Source organism: Pseudomonas putida (genome assembly GCF_050989985.1).
Lineage (GTDB): Bacteria > Pseudomonadota > Gammaproteobacteria > Pseudomonadales > Pseudomonadaceae > Aquipseudomonas > Aquipseudomonas putida_AI.
The window spans coordinates 6,034,588-6,051,603 of record NZ_CP158815.1 but is presented as its reverse complement, the minus strand read 5'-3'; the positions used below and the strand labels follow the sequence as shown (position 1 = coordinate 6,051,603).

16 protein-coding genes and 1 pseudogene are annotated in these 17,016 nt (G+C 61.7%); 11 read left to right on the top strand and 6 right to left on the bottom strand.

Features of this window, described 5'->3' with window-relative positions:
* Positions 1 to 112 precede the first annotated feature (112 nt).
* Positions 113 to 877, top strand: coding sequence for a sulfite exporter TauE/SafE family protein (locus ABTV29_RS27705; protein WP_433767727.1), 765 nt, complete (start codon positions 113 to 115; stop codon positions 875 to 877).
* Here the strand turns inward: ABTV29_RS27705 and ABTV29_RS27700 are convergent.
* Entirely contained in the window at positions 860 to 1,195 is a 336-nt protein-coding gene (locus tag ABTV29_RS27700; protein ID WP_433767726.1) for a putative quinol monooxygenase, read from the bottom strand. The genes ABTV29_RS27705 and ABTV29_RS27700 overlap by 18 nt on opposite strands.
* A gap of 177 nt (positions 1,196 to 1,372) precedes the next feature.
* On the opposite strand from ABTV29_RS27700, the gene ABTV29_RS27695 reads away from it, so the two are divergent.
* The 8 genes from ABTV29_RS27695 (at position 1,373) to ABTV29_RS27660 (ending at position 10,216) form a co-directional block, all read left to right on the top strand.
* Positions 1,373 to 1,963, top strand: a complete 591-nt coding sequence (locus ABTV29_RS27695; protein ID WP_433767725.1) for an NAD(P)H-dependent oxidoreductase — start codon at positions 1,373 to 1,375, stop codon at positions 1,961 to 1,963.
* A gap of 225 nt (positions 1,964 to 2,188) precedes the next feature.
* Positions 2,189 to 3,100: a LysR family transcriptional regulator gene (locus tag ABTV29_RS27690; protein WP_433767724.1), complete on the top strand. Its 912-nt coding sequence runs from the start codon at positions 2,189 to 2,191 to the stop codon at positions 3,098 to 3,100.
* Positions 3,101 to 3,203: 103 nt separating this feature from the next.
* Complete coding sequence (locus ABTV29_RS27685) at positions 3,204 to 4,097, top strand: NAD-dependent epimerase/dehydratase family protein (RefSeq protein WP_433767723.1); 894 nt, start codon at positions 3,204 to 3,206, stop codon at positions 4,095 to 4,097.
* Positions 4,098 to 4,301: 204 nt separating this feature from the next.
* Entirely contained in the window at positions 4,302 to 5,747 is a 1,446-nt protein-coding gene (locus ABTV29_RS27680) for a SulP family inorganic anion transporter (protein ID WP_433767722.1), read from the top strand.
* Between the two features lie 297 nt (positions 5,748 to 6,044).
* Positions 6,045 to 7,394 (top strand): GntP family permease, encoded by a 1,350-nt coding sequence (locus ABTV29_RS27675; RefSeq protein ID WP_224539228.1) that lies wholly within the window; start codon positions 6,045 to 6,047, stop codon positions 7,392 to 7,394.
* A 15-nt stretch (positions 7,395 to 7,409) separates the two neighbouring features.
* Positions 7,410 to 8,270: a MurR/RpiR family transcriptional regulator gene (locus ABTV29_RS27670; RefSeq protein ID WP_433767721.1), complete on the top strand. Its 861-nt coding sequence runs from the start codon at positions 7,410 to 7,412 to the stop codon at positions 8,268 to 8,270.
* 1 nt (position 8,271) lies between these two features.
* A complete protein-coding gene (locus ABTV29_RS27665) occupies positions 8,272 to 9,729 on the top strand; it encodes an N-acyl-D-amino-acid deacylase family protein (RefSeq protein ID WP_433767720.1) in 1,458 nt (485 codons plus the stop codon).
* Between the two features lie 118 nt (positions 9,730 to 9,847).
* Positions 9,848 to 10,216 carry a glyoxalase superfamily protein gene (locus tag ABTV29_RS27660; RefSeq protein WP_433767719.1) on the top strand — a complete coding sequence of 123 codons (369 nt, stop codon included), beginning with the start codon at positions 9,848 to 9,850 and terminating at the stop codon, positions 10,214 to 10,216.
* Between the two features lie 119 nt (positions 10,217 to 10,335).
* Here the strand turns inward: ABTV29_RS27660 and ABTV29_RS27655 are convergent, their stop codons facing one another.
* Together ABTV29_RS27655 and ABTV29_RS27650 are read right to left on the bottom strand one after the other, a co-directional pair.
* Positions 10,336 to 11,040 (bottom strand): methyl-accepting chemotaxis protein, encoded by a 705-nt coding sequence (locus tag ABTV29_RS27655; protein ID WP_433772044.1) that lies wholly within the window; start codon positions 11,038 to 11,040, stop codon positions 10,336 to 10,338.
* A 201-nt stretch (positions 11,041 to 11,241) separates the two neighbouring features.
* Positions 11,242 to 12,120 (bottom strand): annotated as a pseudogene (locus ABTV29_RS27650) (methyl-accepting chemotaxis protein); the annotation flags it as partial.
* 403 nt (positions 12,121 to 12,523) lie between these two features.
* Between ABTV29_RS27650 and ABTV29_RS27645 the strand changes: the two are divergent.
* Positions 12,524 to 13,195 carry a histidine phosphatase family protein gene (locus tag ABTV29_RS27645; protein ID WP_433767718.1) on the top strand — a complete coding sequence of 224 codons (672 nt, stop codon included), beginning with the start codon at positions 12,524 to 12,526 and terminating at the stop codon, positions 13,193 to 13,195.
* Entirely contained in the window at positions 13,192 to 14,019 is an 828-nt protein-coding gene (locus ABTV29_RS27640) for a phosphatase PAP2 family protein (protein WP_433767717.1), read from the top strand. The genes ABTV29_RS27645 and ABTV29_RS27640 overlap by 4 nt, the downstream gene beginning before the upstream one ends.
* 238 nt (positions 14,020 to 14,257) lie before the next feature.
* Here ABTV29_RS27640 and ABTV29_RS27635 read toward each other — a convergent pair whose 3' ends face one another.
* The 3 genes from ABTV29_RS27635 to rimJ all read right to left on the bottom strand — a co-directional run bounded on the left by ABTV29_RS27635 (position 14,258) and on the right by rimJ (position 16,970).
* Entirely contained in the window at positions 14,258 to 14,404 is a 147-nt protein-coding gene (locus ABTV29_RS27635) for a DUF6124 family protein (RefSeq protein WP_433772042.1), read from the bottom strand.
* Positions 14,405 to 14,861: 457 nt separating this feature from the next.
* Positions 14,862 to 16,301, bottom strand: a complete 1,440-nt coding sequence (locus ABTV29_RS27630) for an ArnT family glycosyltransferase (protein ID WP_433767716.1) — start codon at positions 16,299 to 16,301, stop codon at positions 14,862 to 14,864.
* 81 nt (positions 16,302 to 16,382) lie between these two features.
* A complete protein-coding gene (gene rimJ, locus ABTV29_RS27625) occupies positions 16,383 to 16,970 on the bottom strand; it encodes a ribosomal protein S5-alanine N-acetyltransferase (protein ID WP_433767715.1) in 588 nt (195 codons plus the stop codon).
* Positions 16,971 to 17,016: the final 46 nt, after the last annotated feature.

The following is a 17,016-nucleotide window of genomic DNA, read 5'->3' as shown; positions in this document are numbered from 1 at the left end:
GCTCGCGATGGCGCCGGTAGCCTCAACCCACTGTTCAGCCTCTTGCTGTGACAGAGGCACCCTCAGTATATGGCAGATTTTCAACCGCCCACGCCTGGCGCACGATAGCCCCATGAATACTCTCGCCGCGTTCTACCAAAACCTCGGTCTTGCCCTGTCTTTACTGGTCATCGCCACCTTTCTCCTGGCCGGCACCATCAAGGGCGTCATCGGCCTCGGCCTGCCGACCATTTCCATGGGGTTGCTCGGTATGGCTATGGCACCGTCGCAGGCTGCGGCGTTGTTGATCATTCCTGCCACCCTGACCAATGTCTGGCAACTGGCATTCGGCGGTCATCTGCGGGGGCTGATCAAGCGGCTCTGGCCGATGTTGCTGGCCATCTTCATCGGCACCGGCGCGGGCACGCTGTGGATCGGCATGGTCGGTGGGCATTGGGTGGTGCGCGGTCTTGGCGCGGCGCTGTTGCTCTACGCCTTGAGCGGCCTGTTCCTGCCGACCCTGCGCATCGGTGAGCACAGCGAGGGTTGGCTCGGCCCGTTGTGCGGCTTGATTACCGGTGTCATCACTTCGGCCACCGGCGTGTTCGTGATTCCGGCAGTGCCGTATCTGCAAGCGCTGGGTTTGAGCAAGGACGAGCTGGTGCAGGCGCTGGGTCTGTCGTTTACCGTCTCGACCCTGGCCCTGGCCGCCGGGCTGTTATGGCGCGGCGCCCTGGGCGGTGGCGAGTTGAGCGCCTCGCTGCTGGCGCTGATCCCGGCGGTGCTCGGCATGTGGCTGGGGCAGTGGCTGCGCCAGCGGATCAGCGCGGTGTTGTTCAAGCGCGTGTTCTTCATTGGCCTTGGATTGCTGGGTGGCCATTTATTGATCAGCGGCTAGCGGCTCTTTGTTAGTGGAGCTGGGACTGATCATCTCGATGGCGCGGATCTCGAAATCCCGTTCCAGGTACTCATCGCGCTGCTCAAGAAACTGCTTCATGTGCGGCAGGTTCGAATGCACGTCGAGGTGCGCCTGGGATTGCCAGATCTCATAGAAGATAAACAGGGTCGGGTCCTGCTTGTCGCGCAGCATGTGGTATTCGATGCAGCCGGGCTCGGCGCGACTGGCTTGTACGTAACTGCTGAAGAACGCTTCGAAGGCGTCGGATTTTTCCGGGCGGGTCTTGGCGTGCAGGATGAAGCCTTGCATTTCACTCACAAACATCACTCCTCAAGTCAAAATCGGCGCCAGTCTAGGGCAACAATCGGCCATTGATTCGTGCGTTTTGGTCAAATGAATTTTGCGAAAGCGCAGCTTTTTCCGCGCGAGGCTCATGGGTAAGGTGCCGCCCTCGAATTTTCCAACCCTTTCCTTTCCCATGCTCGCGGGTTCCCCATGAAAAAAGTCCTGTTGCTCAATGGCGGCAAACAATTCGCTCATTCCGATGGCCGCTACAACGCCACCCTGCACGAAGCCGCCTTGAGCGTGCTGGACCGTGGTGGCCTGGACGTCAAGGCCACCTTCATCGACGGCGGCTACGACATCGCCGAAGAAGTGGCCAAGTTCCTCTGGGCCGACGTGATCATTTACCAGATGCCCGGCTGGTGGATGGGCGCCCCCTGGACCGTGAAGAAATACATCGACGAAGTGTTCACCGAAGGCTACGGCAGCCTCTACGCCAGCGACGGTCGCACCCGTTCCGACGCCTCGCAGAAGTACGGCAGCGGCGGCCTGATCCAGGGCAAGCAGTACATGCTGTCGCTGACCTGGAACGCACCGCAGCAAGCCTTCGACGACCCGACCGACTTCTTCGAAGGCAAGGGCGTGGACGCGGTGTACTTCCCGTTCCACAAGGCCAACGAATTCCTCGGCTTGACCGGCCTGCCGACCTTCCTGGCCGTGGACGTGATGAAGCGCCCGGACATCGAAGGGCATGTGGCGCAGTATGAGCAGCATTTGACCCAGGTGTTTGGCCTCAAGGCGTAACGCTCGGCTACTATCGATTCCTGAGGCGGGCTCTGAATTTGTGGCGAGGGAGCTTGCTCCCGCTCGGCGGCAAAGCCGTCGTAAAGTCAGCTAACGCGGTTTATTGAAATACCGCATTTGCTGATTTTGGGTCCGCTTCGCGCACCAGCGGGAGCAAGCTTCCTCGCCACATTGGATTTTCGCACCACAGTTGAACGAGGCAGGACTGCAAATAAGAGGACACCCGTGAAAGCCAGATCCGATGAGTTGCAGATCTTCGTCTGCGTGATTGAATGCGGATCGATTTCCGCAGCGGCCGAGCAGGTCGGGCAGACGCCGTCGGCGGTCAGCCGCACCTTGTCGCGCCTGGAAGCCAAGCTCGACACTACCCTGATCAACCGCACCACGCGGCGCATGGACCTGACCGAGGAGGGCAAGTACTTCTTCGAACAGGCCAAGCTGATTCTCGATCAGATGGACGAACTCGAAGAGCGCCTGTCGTCGCGCCAGCAAACGCCATCGGGGCGCTTGCGCATCAACGCCGCATCACCCTTCATGCTGCACGCCATCGTGCCCTACATCGATGAGTTCAGGCGGCTCTATCCGCAGATCCAACTGGAACTCAACAGCAACGACCTGATCATCGATCTGCTCGAACAAAGCACCGACATCGCCATCCGCATAGGCCCTCTCGCCGACTCGACCCTGCATGCGCGTTCACTGGGTTGCAGCCCGATCCACATCGTCGCCAGCCCCGCGTACCTGGAAAAGCACGGCACGCCAACGGCGGTGGCGGACCTGGCTGGCCATAGCCTGCTGGGGTTCACACAGAACGAAAACCTCAACCAGTGGCCGTTGCGCTACGTGCATGGCGATCGCTGGCCGATCGAGGCCTCGCTCAGCGCCTCCAGCGGCGAGACCATTCGCCATCTGGCGCTGGAAGGCCAGGGTATCGCCAGCCTGTCCCACTACATGACTATCGAAGACATTCGTGCCGGACGCTTGAAAGTGTTGCTGGCCGAGTTCAACAGCGGCTATCGCCAGCCGATCAACGCGGTGTACTACCGCAACTCGCAACTGGCCCTGCGGATTCAATGTTTCCTGGATTTCATCCAGGGCAAGTTGGCGCTCTACGCCAGCTCGGACTTCAAGGCCTGATTCGTGATCACAGCGCAAGAGTGAATTGGGCCAGCGGGGATTTTTCGTCGCCTACCGCTGCCCGATACTCGTCGCATCACTTATCAACGCAGGGAGTTTCTCCATGAACGTATTCGTTACCGGCGCTGCCGGCTTTATCGGCGGTTCCATCGCCACGGGCCTGATCCAGGCGGGTCACAGCGTCATCGGCCTGGTGCGCAACGCCGATCAGGCGGATGAGCTCAAAGCACTGGGCATCACGCCGGTGATCGGCACCCTGGACGACCGCGCATTGCTCGCCGAACAGGCCCGTGCCGCCGATGCGGTGATCAACGCCGCCAGCAGCGACCATCGCGGCGCGGTGGAGGCCTTGCTCGATGCCCTGCGCGGCACGAACAAGGTGTTTCTGCACACCAGCGGTTCGAGCATCGTCGGCGATGCGTCCGGCGGTAAGTCCAGCGATGTCATCTACTTCGAAGACAACCTGCCGGAACCGACCGTGGACAAGGCGGCGCGCGTGGCCATCGACAACCTGATCCTCGCGGCTGCGAAGGACGGCGTGAACTCGGCGGTCATCTGCAACACCCTGATCTACGGCCACAGCCTGGGCGTCCATCGCGACAGCGTGCAATTGCCGCGATTGCTCAAGCAGGCGCGCAAAAGCGGCGTGGTGCGCCATGTCGGCCCTGGGCAAAACATCTGGTCCAACGTGCACATCGAAGATGTGGTGTCGCTGTACTTGCTGGCCCTGAGCAAAAACGTACCGGGCACTTTCTACTTCGTCGAAAGCGGTGAGGAGTCGTTCATCGACATGACCACCGCCATGGCCCAGGCGCTGAAGCTGGGCGAGCCGCAAGACTGGCCGCTCAAGGATGCCGAGGCCGAGTGGGGTTATGAAATGGCCAACTATGGACTGGGCTCCAACAGCCGGGTTCGCGGCAAACATGCGCGGGAATTGCTGGGGTGGGTGCCCAAGCGCACGTCGGTGGTGGAGTGGATTCTTAAAGAAATGGTGTGAGTTCGCTGTAGACCGCGTCATCGTTCATCGCGGGCAAGCCTTGCTCCCACTGGGTTGAGTCGTTCAGTTATTTTGTGAACGACACAGAACCTGTGGGAGCAAGGCTTGCCCGCGATGGCTTTTGCAGCAACCCAACAACTGGCCGGGCTGCCCTCGATTCCGTAACATCCGCGCATTCTTTCTCGCTACTCCCGCGGTCCCCCCATGAAACCAAAACACCTGCGCGCCGATATCCTGGCCGGCCTCACCACGTCTTTTGCCCTGCTGCCCGAATGCATCGCCTTCGCGCTGGTGGCCCATCTCAATCCGCTGATGGGGCTGTATGGCGCGTTCATCATTTGTACCCTGACCGCGCTGTTCGGCGGGCGGCCGGGCATGGTGTCCGGTGCCGCAGGTTCCATGGCGGTGGTGATCGTCGCGCTGGTGGTGCAGCACGGTGTGCAGTACCTGCTGGCCACTGTGCTGCTGGGCGGCTTGATCATGATGGCCTTCGGTCTGCTCAAGCTCGGCAAGCTGGTGCGCATGGTGCCGCACCCGGTGATGCTGGGTTTCGTCAACGGCCTGGCGATCATCATTGCCCTGGCGCAGCTGGAGCATTTCAAGAGTGGTGAGGCCTGGCTGAGCGGGATGCCGCTGTACATCATGATCGGGCTGGTGGTCGCGACGATGGCGATCGTCTATGTGCTGCCACGCCTGACCCGCACGGTACCGCCGGCGCTGGTGGCGATTCTCGGCGTGGGCCTGGCGGTGTACCTGCTCGGCCTGCCGACTCGCACCCTCGGCGACATGGCGCATATCGCCGGTGGCTTGCCGACGTTCGCCTTGCCGGACATTGCCTGGAACCTCGACACCCTGCGTATCATCGCCCCCTACGCGATTCTGATGGCCCTGGTCGGCCTGCTGGAAACCCTGCTGACCCTGAACCTTACCGACGAAATCACCGAGAGCCGCGGCTACCCGGACCGTGAGTGCGTGGCGCTGGGCGCGGCGAACGTGGTGTCCGGTGCGTTCGGTGGCATGGGCGGTTGCGCGATGATTGGCCAGACCGTGATCAACCTCAGTTCTGGCGGGCGCGGTCGCCTGTCCGGGGTGGTGGCCGGGGTGGCGATCCTGTTGTTCATCCTGTTCCTGTCGCCGCTGATCGAGCGCATTCCGTTGGCGGCGCTGGTGGGGGTGATGTTCGTGGTATCGCAGCAGACCTTCGCCTGGGCTTCGCTGCGGGTGGTGAACAAGGTGCCGCTCAACGATGTGCTGGTGATCATTGCGGTCACGGTGATTACGGTGTTTACCGACCTGGCCACGGCGGTGCTGTGCGGGATCATCATCGCCGCGCTGAACTTCGCCTGGCAGCAGGCCCGCGAGCTTTATGCCGACAGCCATCTGGAGGCCGACGGCAGCAAGCTGTACCTGATGCACGGCACGCTGTTCTTTGCCTCGACGACGCCTTTTCTCAATCAATTCGATCCGGCCAACGACCCGGCGGTGGTGACCATCGACTGCCGTCATCTGAGCTTCGTCGACTACTCAGCCATCGCCGCCCTCAGGACCCTGCGCGAGCGCTATGCCAAGGCCGGCAAACACCTGCGGGTGCTGCACTTGTCCGAGCGGTGCAAGAAGCTGCTCAAGCGGGCGCATGTGAATCACGACTGACTGCACTGATCGTTCCCACGCTCTGCGTGGGAATGCAGCCGGGACGCTCCGCGTCCCTTTCGAAAGCTGGAACGCGGAGCGTCCCTTGAGGCATTCCCACGCGGAGCATGGGAACGATCGGTGTGAAGGCGATGAAAATTCGCCAGTCCGATTTTCATTGTTAACGACAAAACATATCCATTAACGACATCCCTTACCTCTCTACGAAAATTACTTTCACCTCGTTTGAGTTTGGCGTCTCGAAATGTTTTAAGAGTTTCACAAAACTTTCGACGTGACCCTCTCGAGGAGTACCGCATGACCCTGTCCTTCGGCTATTGGCTGCTGGTGTATGCCGCCGTTGCCATCATCGCCCTGATCGTTCTGATCGCCCGCTACCGGCTCAACCCGTTCATTGTCATCACCCTGATTTCCATCGGCCTGGCGCTGGTCGCCGGGATGCCGCCGTCCGGCGTGGTAGGCGCCTATGAGGCAGGGGTCGGCAAGACCCTGGGGCACATCGCGCTGGTGGTGGCGCTGGGCACGATGCTCGGCAAGATGATGGCCGAGTCCGGGGGCGCCGAGCAGGTGGCGCGGACCTTGATCGACCGTTTCGGCGAGAAGAATGCGCATTGGGCGATGGTCTGCATCGCGTTCCTGGTGGGCCTGCCGCTGTTCTTCGAGGTCGGTTTCGTATTGCTGGTGCCGATCGCGTTCACCGTGGCGCGACGGGTTGGCGTGTCGATCCTGATGGTCGGTCTGCCGATGGTCGCCGGCCTTTCGGTGGTGCATGCGCTGGTGCCGCCGCACCCGGCCGCGATGCTGGCGGTACAGGTTTATCAGGCGTCGGTGGGGCAGACCTTGCTCTACGCGATCGCCATCGGCATTCCCACGGCGATCATCGCCGGTCCCCTGTACGCCAAATTCATCGTGCCGCGCATCCAGTTGCCGGCGGAAAACCCGCTGGAACGCCAGTTCCTCGAACGCGAACCGCGTGACAGCCTGCCAGGCTTCGGCATCACCATGGCGACCATTCTGCTGCCGGTGGTGTTGATGCTGATCGGCGGCTGGGCCAACCTGATTTCCACGCCGGGTACGGGGTTCAACCAGTTCCTGCTGTTCATCGGCAACTCGGTGATCGCGCTGCTGCTGGCGACCTTGTTGAGTTTCTGGACTCTCGGCATTGCCCAGGGCTTCAACCGTGAATCGATCCTCAAATTTACCAACGAATGCCTGGCGCCGACCGCCAGCATCACCCTGCTGGTGGGCGCAGGCGGCGGTCTGAACCGGATCCTGGTGGACGCCGGCGTCACCGACCAGATCGTCGGCCTGGCCCACGAATTCCATCTGTCGCCGCTGCTGATGGGCTGGCTGTTTGCCGCGCTGATGCGCATCGCCACCGGTTCCGCCACCGTGGCCATGACCACCGCGTCGGGCGTGGTCGCGCCGGTGGCCATCGGCCTGGGCTATCCGCATCCGGAATTGCTGGTGCTGGCCACCGGTGCCGGCTCGGTCATCTTTTCCCACGTCAACGACGGCGGCTTCTGGTTGATCAAGGAATACTTCAACATGACGGTGGCCCAGACCTTCAAGACCTGGACCGTACTTGAAACCCTGATTTCGCTCGTCGCCTTCGGCCTGACCGTTGGCCTTTCCTACCTGATTTAGCCGGAGCCATTTGCCATGGACATCCTTTACCAGATTCGCGCCCGCCAGGATTCTTTCAGCGCCGGTGAAGGACGCATCGCCCGCCTGATGCTCGACGACGTCGGGTTCGCCGCTTCCGCCAGCCTCGATGAGCTGGCGCAGCGGGCGGAAGTCAGCACCGCCACCCTGTCGCGTTTCGCCCGCACCGTGGGCTGTCGCGACTTGCGTGACCTGCGCCTGCAACTGGCCCAGGCCAGTGGGGTTGGCAGCCGCTTTCTCGACCCGGCGGGCACGCCCGAGCAATCGGCGTTCTACGGGCAGATCGTCGGGGATATCGAATCGACCCTGCGCCAGCATCTGTCAGGCTTCGACGAGTCGCGTTTTGCCGATGCGGTGAAACTGTTGGGCAAGGCACGGATGATTCACGCGTTCGGCATGGGCGGTTGCTCGACCCTGTGCAGCGATGAACTGCAGGTGCGGCTGGTACGGCTGGGTTACCCGATCTCGGTCTGCCACGACGCGGTGATGATGCGCGTGACCGCCGCCAGCCTGAGCGCCGAACAGGTGCTGATTGTCTGCTCGCTGACCGGCATCACCCCGGAACTGGTGGAAACCGTGGAACTGGCCCGCAACTACGGTGCGCGGATTCTGGCCATCACCCGCGAAGGCTCGCCTTTGGCGCAACTGGCCGACATCGTGTTGCCGCTGCAAAGCGCGGAAACCTCCTTCATCTACAAACCCACGGCGGCGCGCTACGGCATGCTGCTGGCCATCGATGTGCTTGCCACCGAGCTGGCACTGGCCAATCCTCAAGACAATCAAGAACGTCTGCGGCGGATCAAGCTCGCCCTGGACGATTACCGCGGCGGCGACGATCACCTGCCGCTGGGAGACTGACATGCAGTACGACACGCTGATCCGCAATGCCCTGATCATCGACGGCGGCAACCGCCCCGGTTACCCCGCCGACGTGGCGATCCGCAATGGCCGCATCGAACGCATCGGTGACCTGCGCGAAGCCACCGCCGCCGAGGAAATCGACGCACAGGGCCACGTGCTGGCGCCGGGTTTCATCGACGTGCACACCCATGACGACACGGTGGTGATCCGCCAGCCGCAGATGCTGCCCAAGCTCAGCCAGGGCGTGACCACGGTGATCGTCGGTAACTGCGGCATCAGCGCATCACCTGTGAGCTTGCGCGGGGATCCGCCGGACCCGATGAACCTGCTCGGTACCGCGGCGGCGTTCGCTTATCCGACGTTCAGCGATTACCGCGCCGCTGTCGAAGCGGCGAACACCACGCTAAACGTGGCCGCGCTGGTGGGGCATACCGCGTTGCGCAGCAATCATCTCGATGACCTGTTTCGCACGGCGACGGCCGATGAAATCGCCGCGATGCGCGAGCAATTGCGCGAAAGCCTGGAGGCCGGTGCACTGGGCTTGTCGACCGGCCTTGCCTATGCCAGCGCGTATTCGGCATCCACCGATGAAGTCATGCAACTGACCGAAGAACTCACGGCTTTCGGCGCGGTGTACACCACTCATTTGCGCAGCGAATTCGAGCCGGTGCTGGAGGCCATGGACGAGGCGTACCAGATCGGCCGCCACGCGAAATCCCCGGTGATCATTTCCCACCTCAAGTGTGCCGGCGCCGGTAACTGGGGGCGCAGCCCGCAACTGCTGGCCTCCCTGGAGCAGGCGGCGAAAACCCATCCGGTGGGCTGCGATTGCTATCCCTATGCCGCCAGCTCGTCGACCCTGGACCTCAAGCAAGTCACCGATGCCCACCGCATCACCATCACCTGGTCCACGCCGCATCCCGAAATGGGCGGTCGCGACCTGATGGACATCGCCGCCGAATGGAACCTGTCGCTGCTCGACGCGGCCCGTCAGCTGCAACCGGCGGGCGCGGTGTATTACGGGATGGACGAGAACGATGTGCGCAGAATCCTCGCGCACCCGCTGTCGATGGTCGGCTCCGATGGCTTGCCGGAAGATCCGTTTCCACACCCACGCCTGTGGGGCGCCTTCCCGCGGGTGCTCGGCCATTTCAGTCGTGATGTCGGCCTGTTCCCGCTGCACACCGCCGTGCACAAAATGACCGGTCTGTCGGCGGCGCGATTCGGCCTGAAGGAACGCGGCGAGATCCGCGAAGGGCATTGGGCGGATTTGGTGCTGTTCGACCCGGCGACCATTCGTGATGTGGCGGATTTCAACCATCCACAACAGGCGGCAGAAGGCATCGAAGGGGTGTGGGTAAACGGTGTGCTCAGCTATCGCGACGGTCAGGCGAACGGCCGCAGGGAAGGGCGGTTCCTGGCGCGGGAAGGGGATTTGCGCACAGGCTTTCAGTGAGGTTTGGGGGATGCGTCACAGTGATGGCACATTGCAATTAAAGAATGCCATCACCAAGCCGATTCGCTGAGGTACAGCCCGGCTACACTCCGGGCAATTTCTGTCTGGGAGCAACTTGATGAGCTTCGGCAAAACCACCCCGATCCTGCGGATCTTCGACGAAACCAAAGCGGTTGAGTTCTACGTCGACTTCCTTGGATTCAAGATCGACTGGCAGCACCGTTTCGAAGCCAACTTCCCGCTGTACCTGCAGGTTTCACGGGGCGAGTGCGTGCTGCATTTGTCCGAGCACCATGGCGACAGCACGCCGGGCTCGGCATTGCGCATCGAGACCGATGAGCTGGAAGCCTTCCAGCAGCAATTGCTGGCCAAGGAATACCCCTTCGCCCACCCGCAGATCCAGGCCATGCCCTGGGGCAGCCAGGACATGACCATCAGTGATCCGTTTGGCAATCGGTTGGTGTTTACCAATGCGATTAGTGTCTGAACTATTTCGCTGACAAATAGAAAGCCATCGCGAGCAGGCTCGCTCCCACAGGTTCAATGAACATCCTGTAGGAGCGAGCCTGCTCGCGATTGGGGCTGTGATTCAGCGCTGGCTGAACATCAGACCCGGAAGTGACTCACCATCATCTGCAACTGATTGCCCAACCGCGCCAGTTCGACACTCGACTTGGCCGTGTCATCGCTGGCTGCGGCCGTCTGTTCCGACACGTCGCGCACGTTGATGATGCTGCGGCTGATCTCTTCGGCCACGGCGCTTTGTTGCTCGGCGGCGGCTGCGATCTGCTGGTTCATCGACTGGATGTTGGACACCGTGCGGGTGATGTTTTCCAGTGACTCGCCGGCCTTGCGGGTCAGGGCCACGCTGCTGTCGGTGAGGGCGCGGCTGTTGTTCATGACCGCCGAGACCTGTTGCGTGCCGTTTTGCAGGCCGGCTACCAGGCCTTCGATCTCTTCGGTGGATTTTTGCGTGCGTTGGGCCAGGCCACGAACCTCGTCGGCCACCACGGCGAAACCGCGACCGGCTTCACCGGCACGGGCCGCTTCGATGGCGGCGTTGAGCGCCAGCAGGTTGGTCTGTTCGGCCACGGCCTTGATCACGTCCATAACGCTGCCGATCTTGTCGCTTTCCTGCTGCAGCACGCTCATGGCTTCGGTGGAGCGCACCACTTCGCTGGCCAGGCGCTCGATCTGGGTGATGGCTTCGTTGACCACCTTGTCGCCTTCACGGGCTTCGCCGTCGGCCGCCGCGGCCGCTTGCGAGGCCTCTTCGGCGTTGCGCGCGACTTCCTGCACCGTGGCGGTCATCTCGTGCATGGCCGTGGCGACCTGATCGGTCTCGACTTTCTGGCTGTTGACTCCGGCACTGGTCTGCTCGGTCACCGCCGACAACTCCTCGGCCGCGCTGGCGATCTGGGTCACGCCGTCGCGGATGCCGCTGATCAAGTCGCGCAGGGTCACGCCCATGCGGGCGATGCCTTGCTGCAATACGCCGAGCTCGTCGCGGCGTGTCACCTGGACGTCATGGGAGAGGTCGCCCTTGGCAATACGATCGACCACGACCAGGGTTTCGCGTATCGGGCCGGTGATCTGCCGTGTGATCACCACGGCGGCGATGATGCCCACCAGCAATGCCAGCAGGGTGCTGACCAGTTGCAGGGTCTGGGCCTTGGCGCTTTCGGCATCGCGGCGGTCGAGCTGGATCTGGTAAAGCTGCTCGCTGAGCGAAACGATGGCGGCCCCTTGGTCAGTCATTTCCTTGCGTGCCTGCACCACATCGTTGCTGGCGGCCTTGTAAGCCTGCAAGGCGCTGCGGTAGCTGCCTAGTGCGGCTTCCAGTTGACGCAGGGCATCTGGCTGGACATCGGCGAAATGCGCGTTGAGGGATTTCACGCTGGCGATGGCCGCATCCAGTTGCGTGACGGCTTTATGCTCGGTCTCGGCGTTGGTGGTGGCGGTATAGCCGCGCACTTCATAGCGCGCCAGCAGGAAGGCTTCCCGGGCGGCGGTAATGGCCTGGAACTGTTCGAAGCGCTGGTCGCTCTGCGGCAGCTGCTGCACACGGGTGTTGATGTCGTTGATCAGGGTGTTGGCGGTTTCCGCATTGGCGGTCATCACCTCACGCGCACCGTTGCCGGCGCGATAGGCACCGCGCATTTTGTTCAGCGACGTTTTATAGGCGTCGATGACCGCGCCTTGCTCCTTGAGCAACTTGATGTTTTCCGGGCTCTTGAATTTCGCCAAAACGGCCTGGTGTTGAGCGGAAAACCCTTCGAGGGTGGTCTGTACATTCTGCGCGATGGTTTCGTCGCCATTGGCCAGCATGTACTGCAGGCGCACCACGCGCAGCTTGGTCAGGCCGGCGTTGAGCTGGGTGATGTCGCTCATCCAGTTGCTGCGGTCGATCAGGCTGCCCAGGCTGGTCCAGCCAGTCAGGGCGAGGATGCAGGTCAAGGCCAGGACCAGGCCGAAGCCCAGGCCCAGTTTCAGGTTCACGCTGATATTGCCGAACCAGCTATTCATCAAAATTCCTCCAGGAACGTAGTGCTTTCGATCGTCGGTTGGCTGGAAGATTGTTGTTTTTAGGTGCCAGCAAGCGGTGTAGCAGGCCTGTATCGGCCGCAATCACGAGAGCTGAAAGGATTTTGTACCCGCGATTTTGTAACAGGGCGTTTGCGTCGTTTGTGCAGGCCTTAAGCTTTTTTTCACAAACGTTTCACTGCCTGCCCACGCCCGTCTCCCTACCCTCGCCGCATCAAATTCGGAGTACGTGCCGGCGAGGCGGCTAGCTGTGGAACTGAGACTGAGTCTTTTCGGCGTCACCCGCACGCTCAACCTGAACCGTTTGGCCCGTTACCGTAATGCCGCCGTGGTCGTGGCCTGTGCGCTGCTGGTGATTCCGTTGACCGTGTTTTTGTTGCGCCCGGCCGCGGTGCCGGACCTGGCCCATGGCAACGTCGCCGGTGCGCGGGCGTTGCAGGCGGGCTGGGCCAAGGGCGACATAATCGTGCTGGTGCGCCACGTCGAGCGCTGCGATCACTCCAGCGCCCCTTGCCTGAGCGGCAACGACGGGATCACCGATCGTTCGCGCGATATCGCGGTGGCCGTCGGCGCGCAGTTCGAGCGCTTGGGCCTGGCCAAGGCTGACATCTACAACAGCCCGATGATGCGTACGGCGCAAACTGCCGGTTACATGTTCAACAAGGTCGACACCGGCGACGAGTGGTTGATCAACTGCAAGGGCACCATGCTGCGCGATGCGTTGGCGCACAAGGTGGCCGGACGCAACCTGATCCTGGTGACCCACAGCGAATGCATGGCGCAAATGGAAAAGGATCTCAAACTACCAGCCTCGACCCTGGGTTATGGTGCATCGCTGTTTATTTCCACTGCCAGCCCTGCCACCCCGCAGATGCTCGGTTTTATTGAAGCCTCTGACTGGCGCACGGTGACCACTCAATGACCTCACGTTTTTACGCGTCCAACTTCGGCATCCCGCTGGCCTGTGCCGCGCTGGTATTCCTGATGTTCGACATGACCAACATCGACGTCGCTTTCAGCAACCTGCTGTTCGATCCGCTGACTCATACGTTCCCGCTGGACCACATCCACTTCTTCGAGAAGCTGACGCACAAGTGGGCGCGGATCATTCCGAACTGGACGGCTGAAATTGCCCTGATCGGTGCGGTGCTGTCTTTCGTATGGCCGCTGGTCAACCCGCAAAAGCGCCCGCGACTCGGTGGTTTTCTCGAGCGCAGCAAGGTCGCGCCAGTCCTCAAGTTTGCCGCGGCTCACCGCCGGGACTTCTTGTTCGTGGTAGTCGCCTTTGCGCTGTGCACGGGTGTGATCCACTTCCTCAAGGCCCACACCAGCGTTTACTGCCCGATCGAGACCACGCTGTACGGCGGAAAAATGGCCCATATCGAGTGGTACAACAATTTCCAGTTGTTCCAGGAAGCCGGTGACGGCCGCTGCTGGCCGGGTGGCCATGCGTCGGGTGGCTTCACCATGCTGGCGTTGTACTTCGTGGCCCGCCGTTACCGCTGGCGCTTCTCCAGTGCGCTGATGTGGGGCTCGCTGTTGCTGGGGTTCGTCTACGGCACGACCCGGGTCCTGCAAGGCTGGCACTACATGTCCCACACCTTCTGGGCCGGTACCTTCGTATGGCTGACCTGTTTGCTGACTGCGCTGGCGTTTTATGGGCGGGCGCGGCTGGAGCAACCTGTGTTGCAGAAGCATGAAAGAGCGCGGGTGGTGGCTGAGGCTGAGGCTGAGCCTGTGAGCTGAAGTCGTTACGGTATGGCGAAACCCGCTTCCTGGGTCAGGGGCGGGTTTTTTGTTGTCCGGGAAAACGCTTTCGCGAGCAGGCTCGCTCCCACAGGAGGTTCAGTGCATACACGCTATCTGTGTTCGAAGACGATCCATTGTAGGAGCGAGCCTGCTCGCGATAGCGGTGGGTCAGGCGACATCATTATTGACTGACGGGCAGCCATCGCGAGCAGGCTCACTCCTACAAGGGGGAGTGTTATTGCTGCTGGTCCAGGTTATCCAGCGCCCGATTCACCGCCAGATCCGCCAGCATGACAATTTGCGCAATCGCCAGCGCCGTGTTGCGTTGCGGGCCGTTGAGGTAGGTGGCGAAGTCGCTGAGCATGACGTTGGCTGAGGCCAGAGATTCACAGGCGTGGGCGAGGAGACTTTCGGTGTTGATGTCGGGAAGGACGGTGAAAAAGGTGGTGGGGCGGTAGGGGCTTTCAGTTTCGAAGGGGGGGATCGGGGATTAACTTATCCAAGGACATTCTCCTGGGCGGTGGATGCCATCGCTTGTCGTTTCTCACGCGGCAAAAGGTGGCAGCTGTGTGCGGGGTGAGAAACCGGTCCCAGGCACCCGGCCAGACATAAGTCTGCCCGCACACAGTCGCCATAACGCACTAACCAACAGCGAAAAAGCTGGCGGCGATCATGCGGATACTGGCACTGGATGCTTGGGAATTGCCGGGTTCTCACACCCGGTCACTGAATTTTTCAGCGACCGCCAGAGACTATTCACCGCGTTTCCGACCGACAACCTGAAACACTCGTGGGATCTTTCTGCTGATTTTCAGCACACGTAGGACTTGTCCTGCGACTCACTGCCCGACGAAGTAATACGCCTGTCGGCCCACCTTCATCGTCTTGAGCAGCTTCAAGGGGGCGACAGGTTCAGCGTCGCCAGACAGGACGGCAACATGATCGGGCGATGCACTGAGAAACTCATGAAGCTGCGCCTCGGTATCGAGCCCCTTGAGCAGGCTGTGGGTGTAGAACACGCTGGCGCCGCCCAGTCGCTCATTGGCCTGGAACAGCGCGACTTGCTGCCCGTTGGCCTGCATCGACTCGATCTGTTCGGTCAGCGGCAGGAAAGACAACTTGCGATCGGCATGGGGCAGCAGCCATTGTGCGGTCGCCAGGTAGCTGACGATGACCACGGCCAGCGTGCCGATGGCCAGGCCGTGGCGATGTTTGAGGAGGCGATCCAGCCAGGTCGAAGCGCCTTCCCGGGCCTTGAGGCGTTCGAACAGAACCCGGGCGTACTCGGCCGCGATCACTGCCGCTGCTGGCGTCATCGACATCAGGTACACCGTGCGTTTGCTCGACGCCAGCGTCAGCATCACGAACTGCGCCAACACCCACAGCGTCATGAACAGTAAGTAACGGTTGGCCACCAGGCTTTTGCGAAAGTGCCACAGCCCCAGATACAGCAGAATGTTCCAGGGCAAGAAGGCTTGCGGCAGCTTGGCCAAGTAGTAGTAGAACGGTTCGTAGTGCCCCGCCTCGACGAAGGACCCGCTGAAGCGACCGACGCTGTTAGTCAGCAGGACTTCGGTCACCGCCTGGAGCCCGCCGCGCTGGTACAAGATCGCCAGCCAGATCATCAGCGGCACCAGGCCGAGCAACGTCAGCAGCGCGGGCCGCAGCCAGTGCGCCAACCTAATGCGCCGATTCAACAGGCTTACAGCCAAAAGCCAGGCGAAGATCACCACCCCCGGCATGGCCAGGCCAAGCACGCCTTTGCTCAATGTCGCGATCATGATCCCCAGGGCAAACAGCAAGCCATTGCCGACACTCGCCCGTCGGGCCCCGGCAAAGAACGCCAACAGGGCCATGCTCACCCCGAGGGCGAGCAGCGCATCCTCGCCGACGCCGCGTACGTTGCTCCAGTAACTGGCCATGGTCGCCAGCATCAGGGCAGCAGTCCATGCCACGCTCACGGGCCGGCCGAAGCGGCGCAGCATCGCGTACAAGAACATGACGCTGAGCAGGCCGGCCAATGCCGATGTCAGGCGTACAGCCCATGGCGTGCCGCCGAAAGCACGGATCGCGGCGGCATCAAACCAGAGGCTCAGGGGTGGTTTTTCCAGGAAGGGTTCGTTGAACAGGCGGGGCGTGACCCAGTCGTTGTCCAGGTGCATTTCCATGGCGATCCCGGCGACCCGGGCTTCGGTGGACCCTTGCAGCTGGTGATTGCCCAAGGCGAAGAAAAACAGCAGCGCGACAATCAGCAAGAGCGAAGAGGCGGGGCGAGACATGGGCTTCTGGTGACCGAGGGAGACCGGGAAAGCCCAGCTTACGAGGCGATAACTTAACGAACCGTGAACGGCCTGTGAAATTCACGAAAGTTGCCGCGACCAGAGCCTGTCCGGGTCTTCCCAGACCTGGCTCACCAATGCGGTCATTACGTGATCCTGCCACTGTCCGGCAATGTTCAGATAAGCCTTGGCATAGCCTTCCTGCTCGAACCCCAGGCGCTCCAGCAACCGCGCGCTGCGCTCATTGCCCGGAATGTAGTTGGCCATGATCCGGTGCAGGTTCAGGGTCTCGAACATATAACCGATGCCGGCTTGCAGCGCTTCACGCATCAAACCCTGGCCCTGGCGGGATTCGCAGATGTGATACCCGAGATAACAGGCCTGGAACGCCCCACGAACAATGCCGCTGAAATTGCACGCGCCAATCATCTGCTCGCCATCCCGATCCAGCACCGCGAAATGCACCGCGATGCCCTCATCAAAGGCCATGGCTTGTTGCGAGAGGCGTGAGCGGATTCTTTCAGGGCTGTAGTAATCGTCGGGGCGAACCGGTGACCAGGGCGCGAGGTGCGCCTGATTGCGTCGATAAAAGTCGCTTTCCAGCGCGGCTTGACTGGGGCTCAGGATCGCCAGTGTCAGGCGCTCGCAGGGCAGGGTGAAGATCGTCATCGGCAACTCCGGGCGGCCTGCCCATGGATGGAGAGAATGCCGAGCA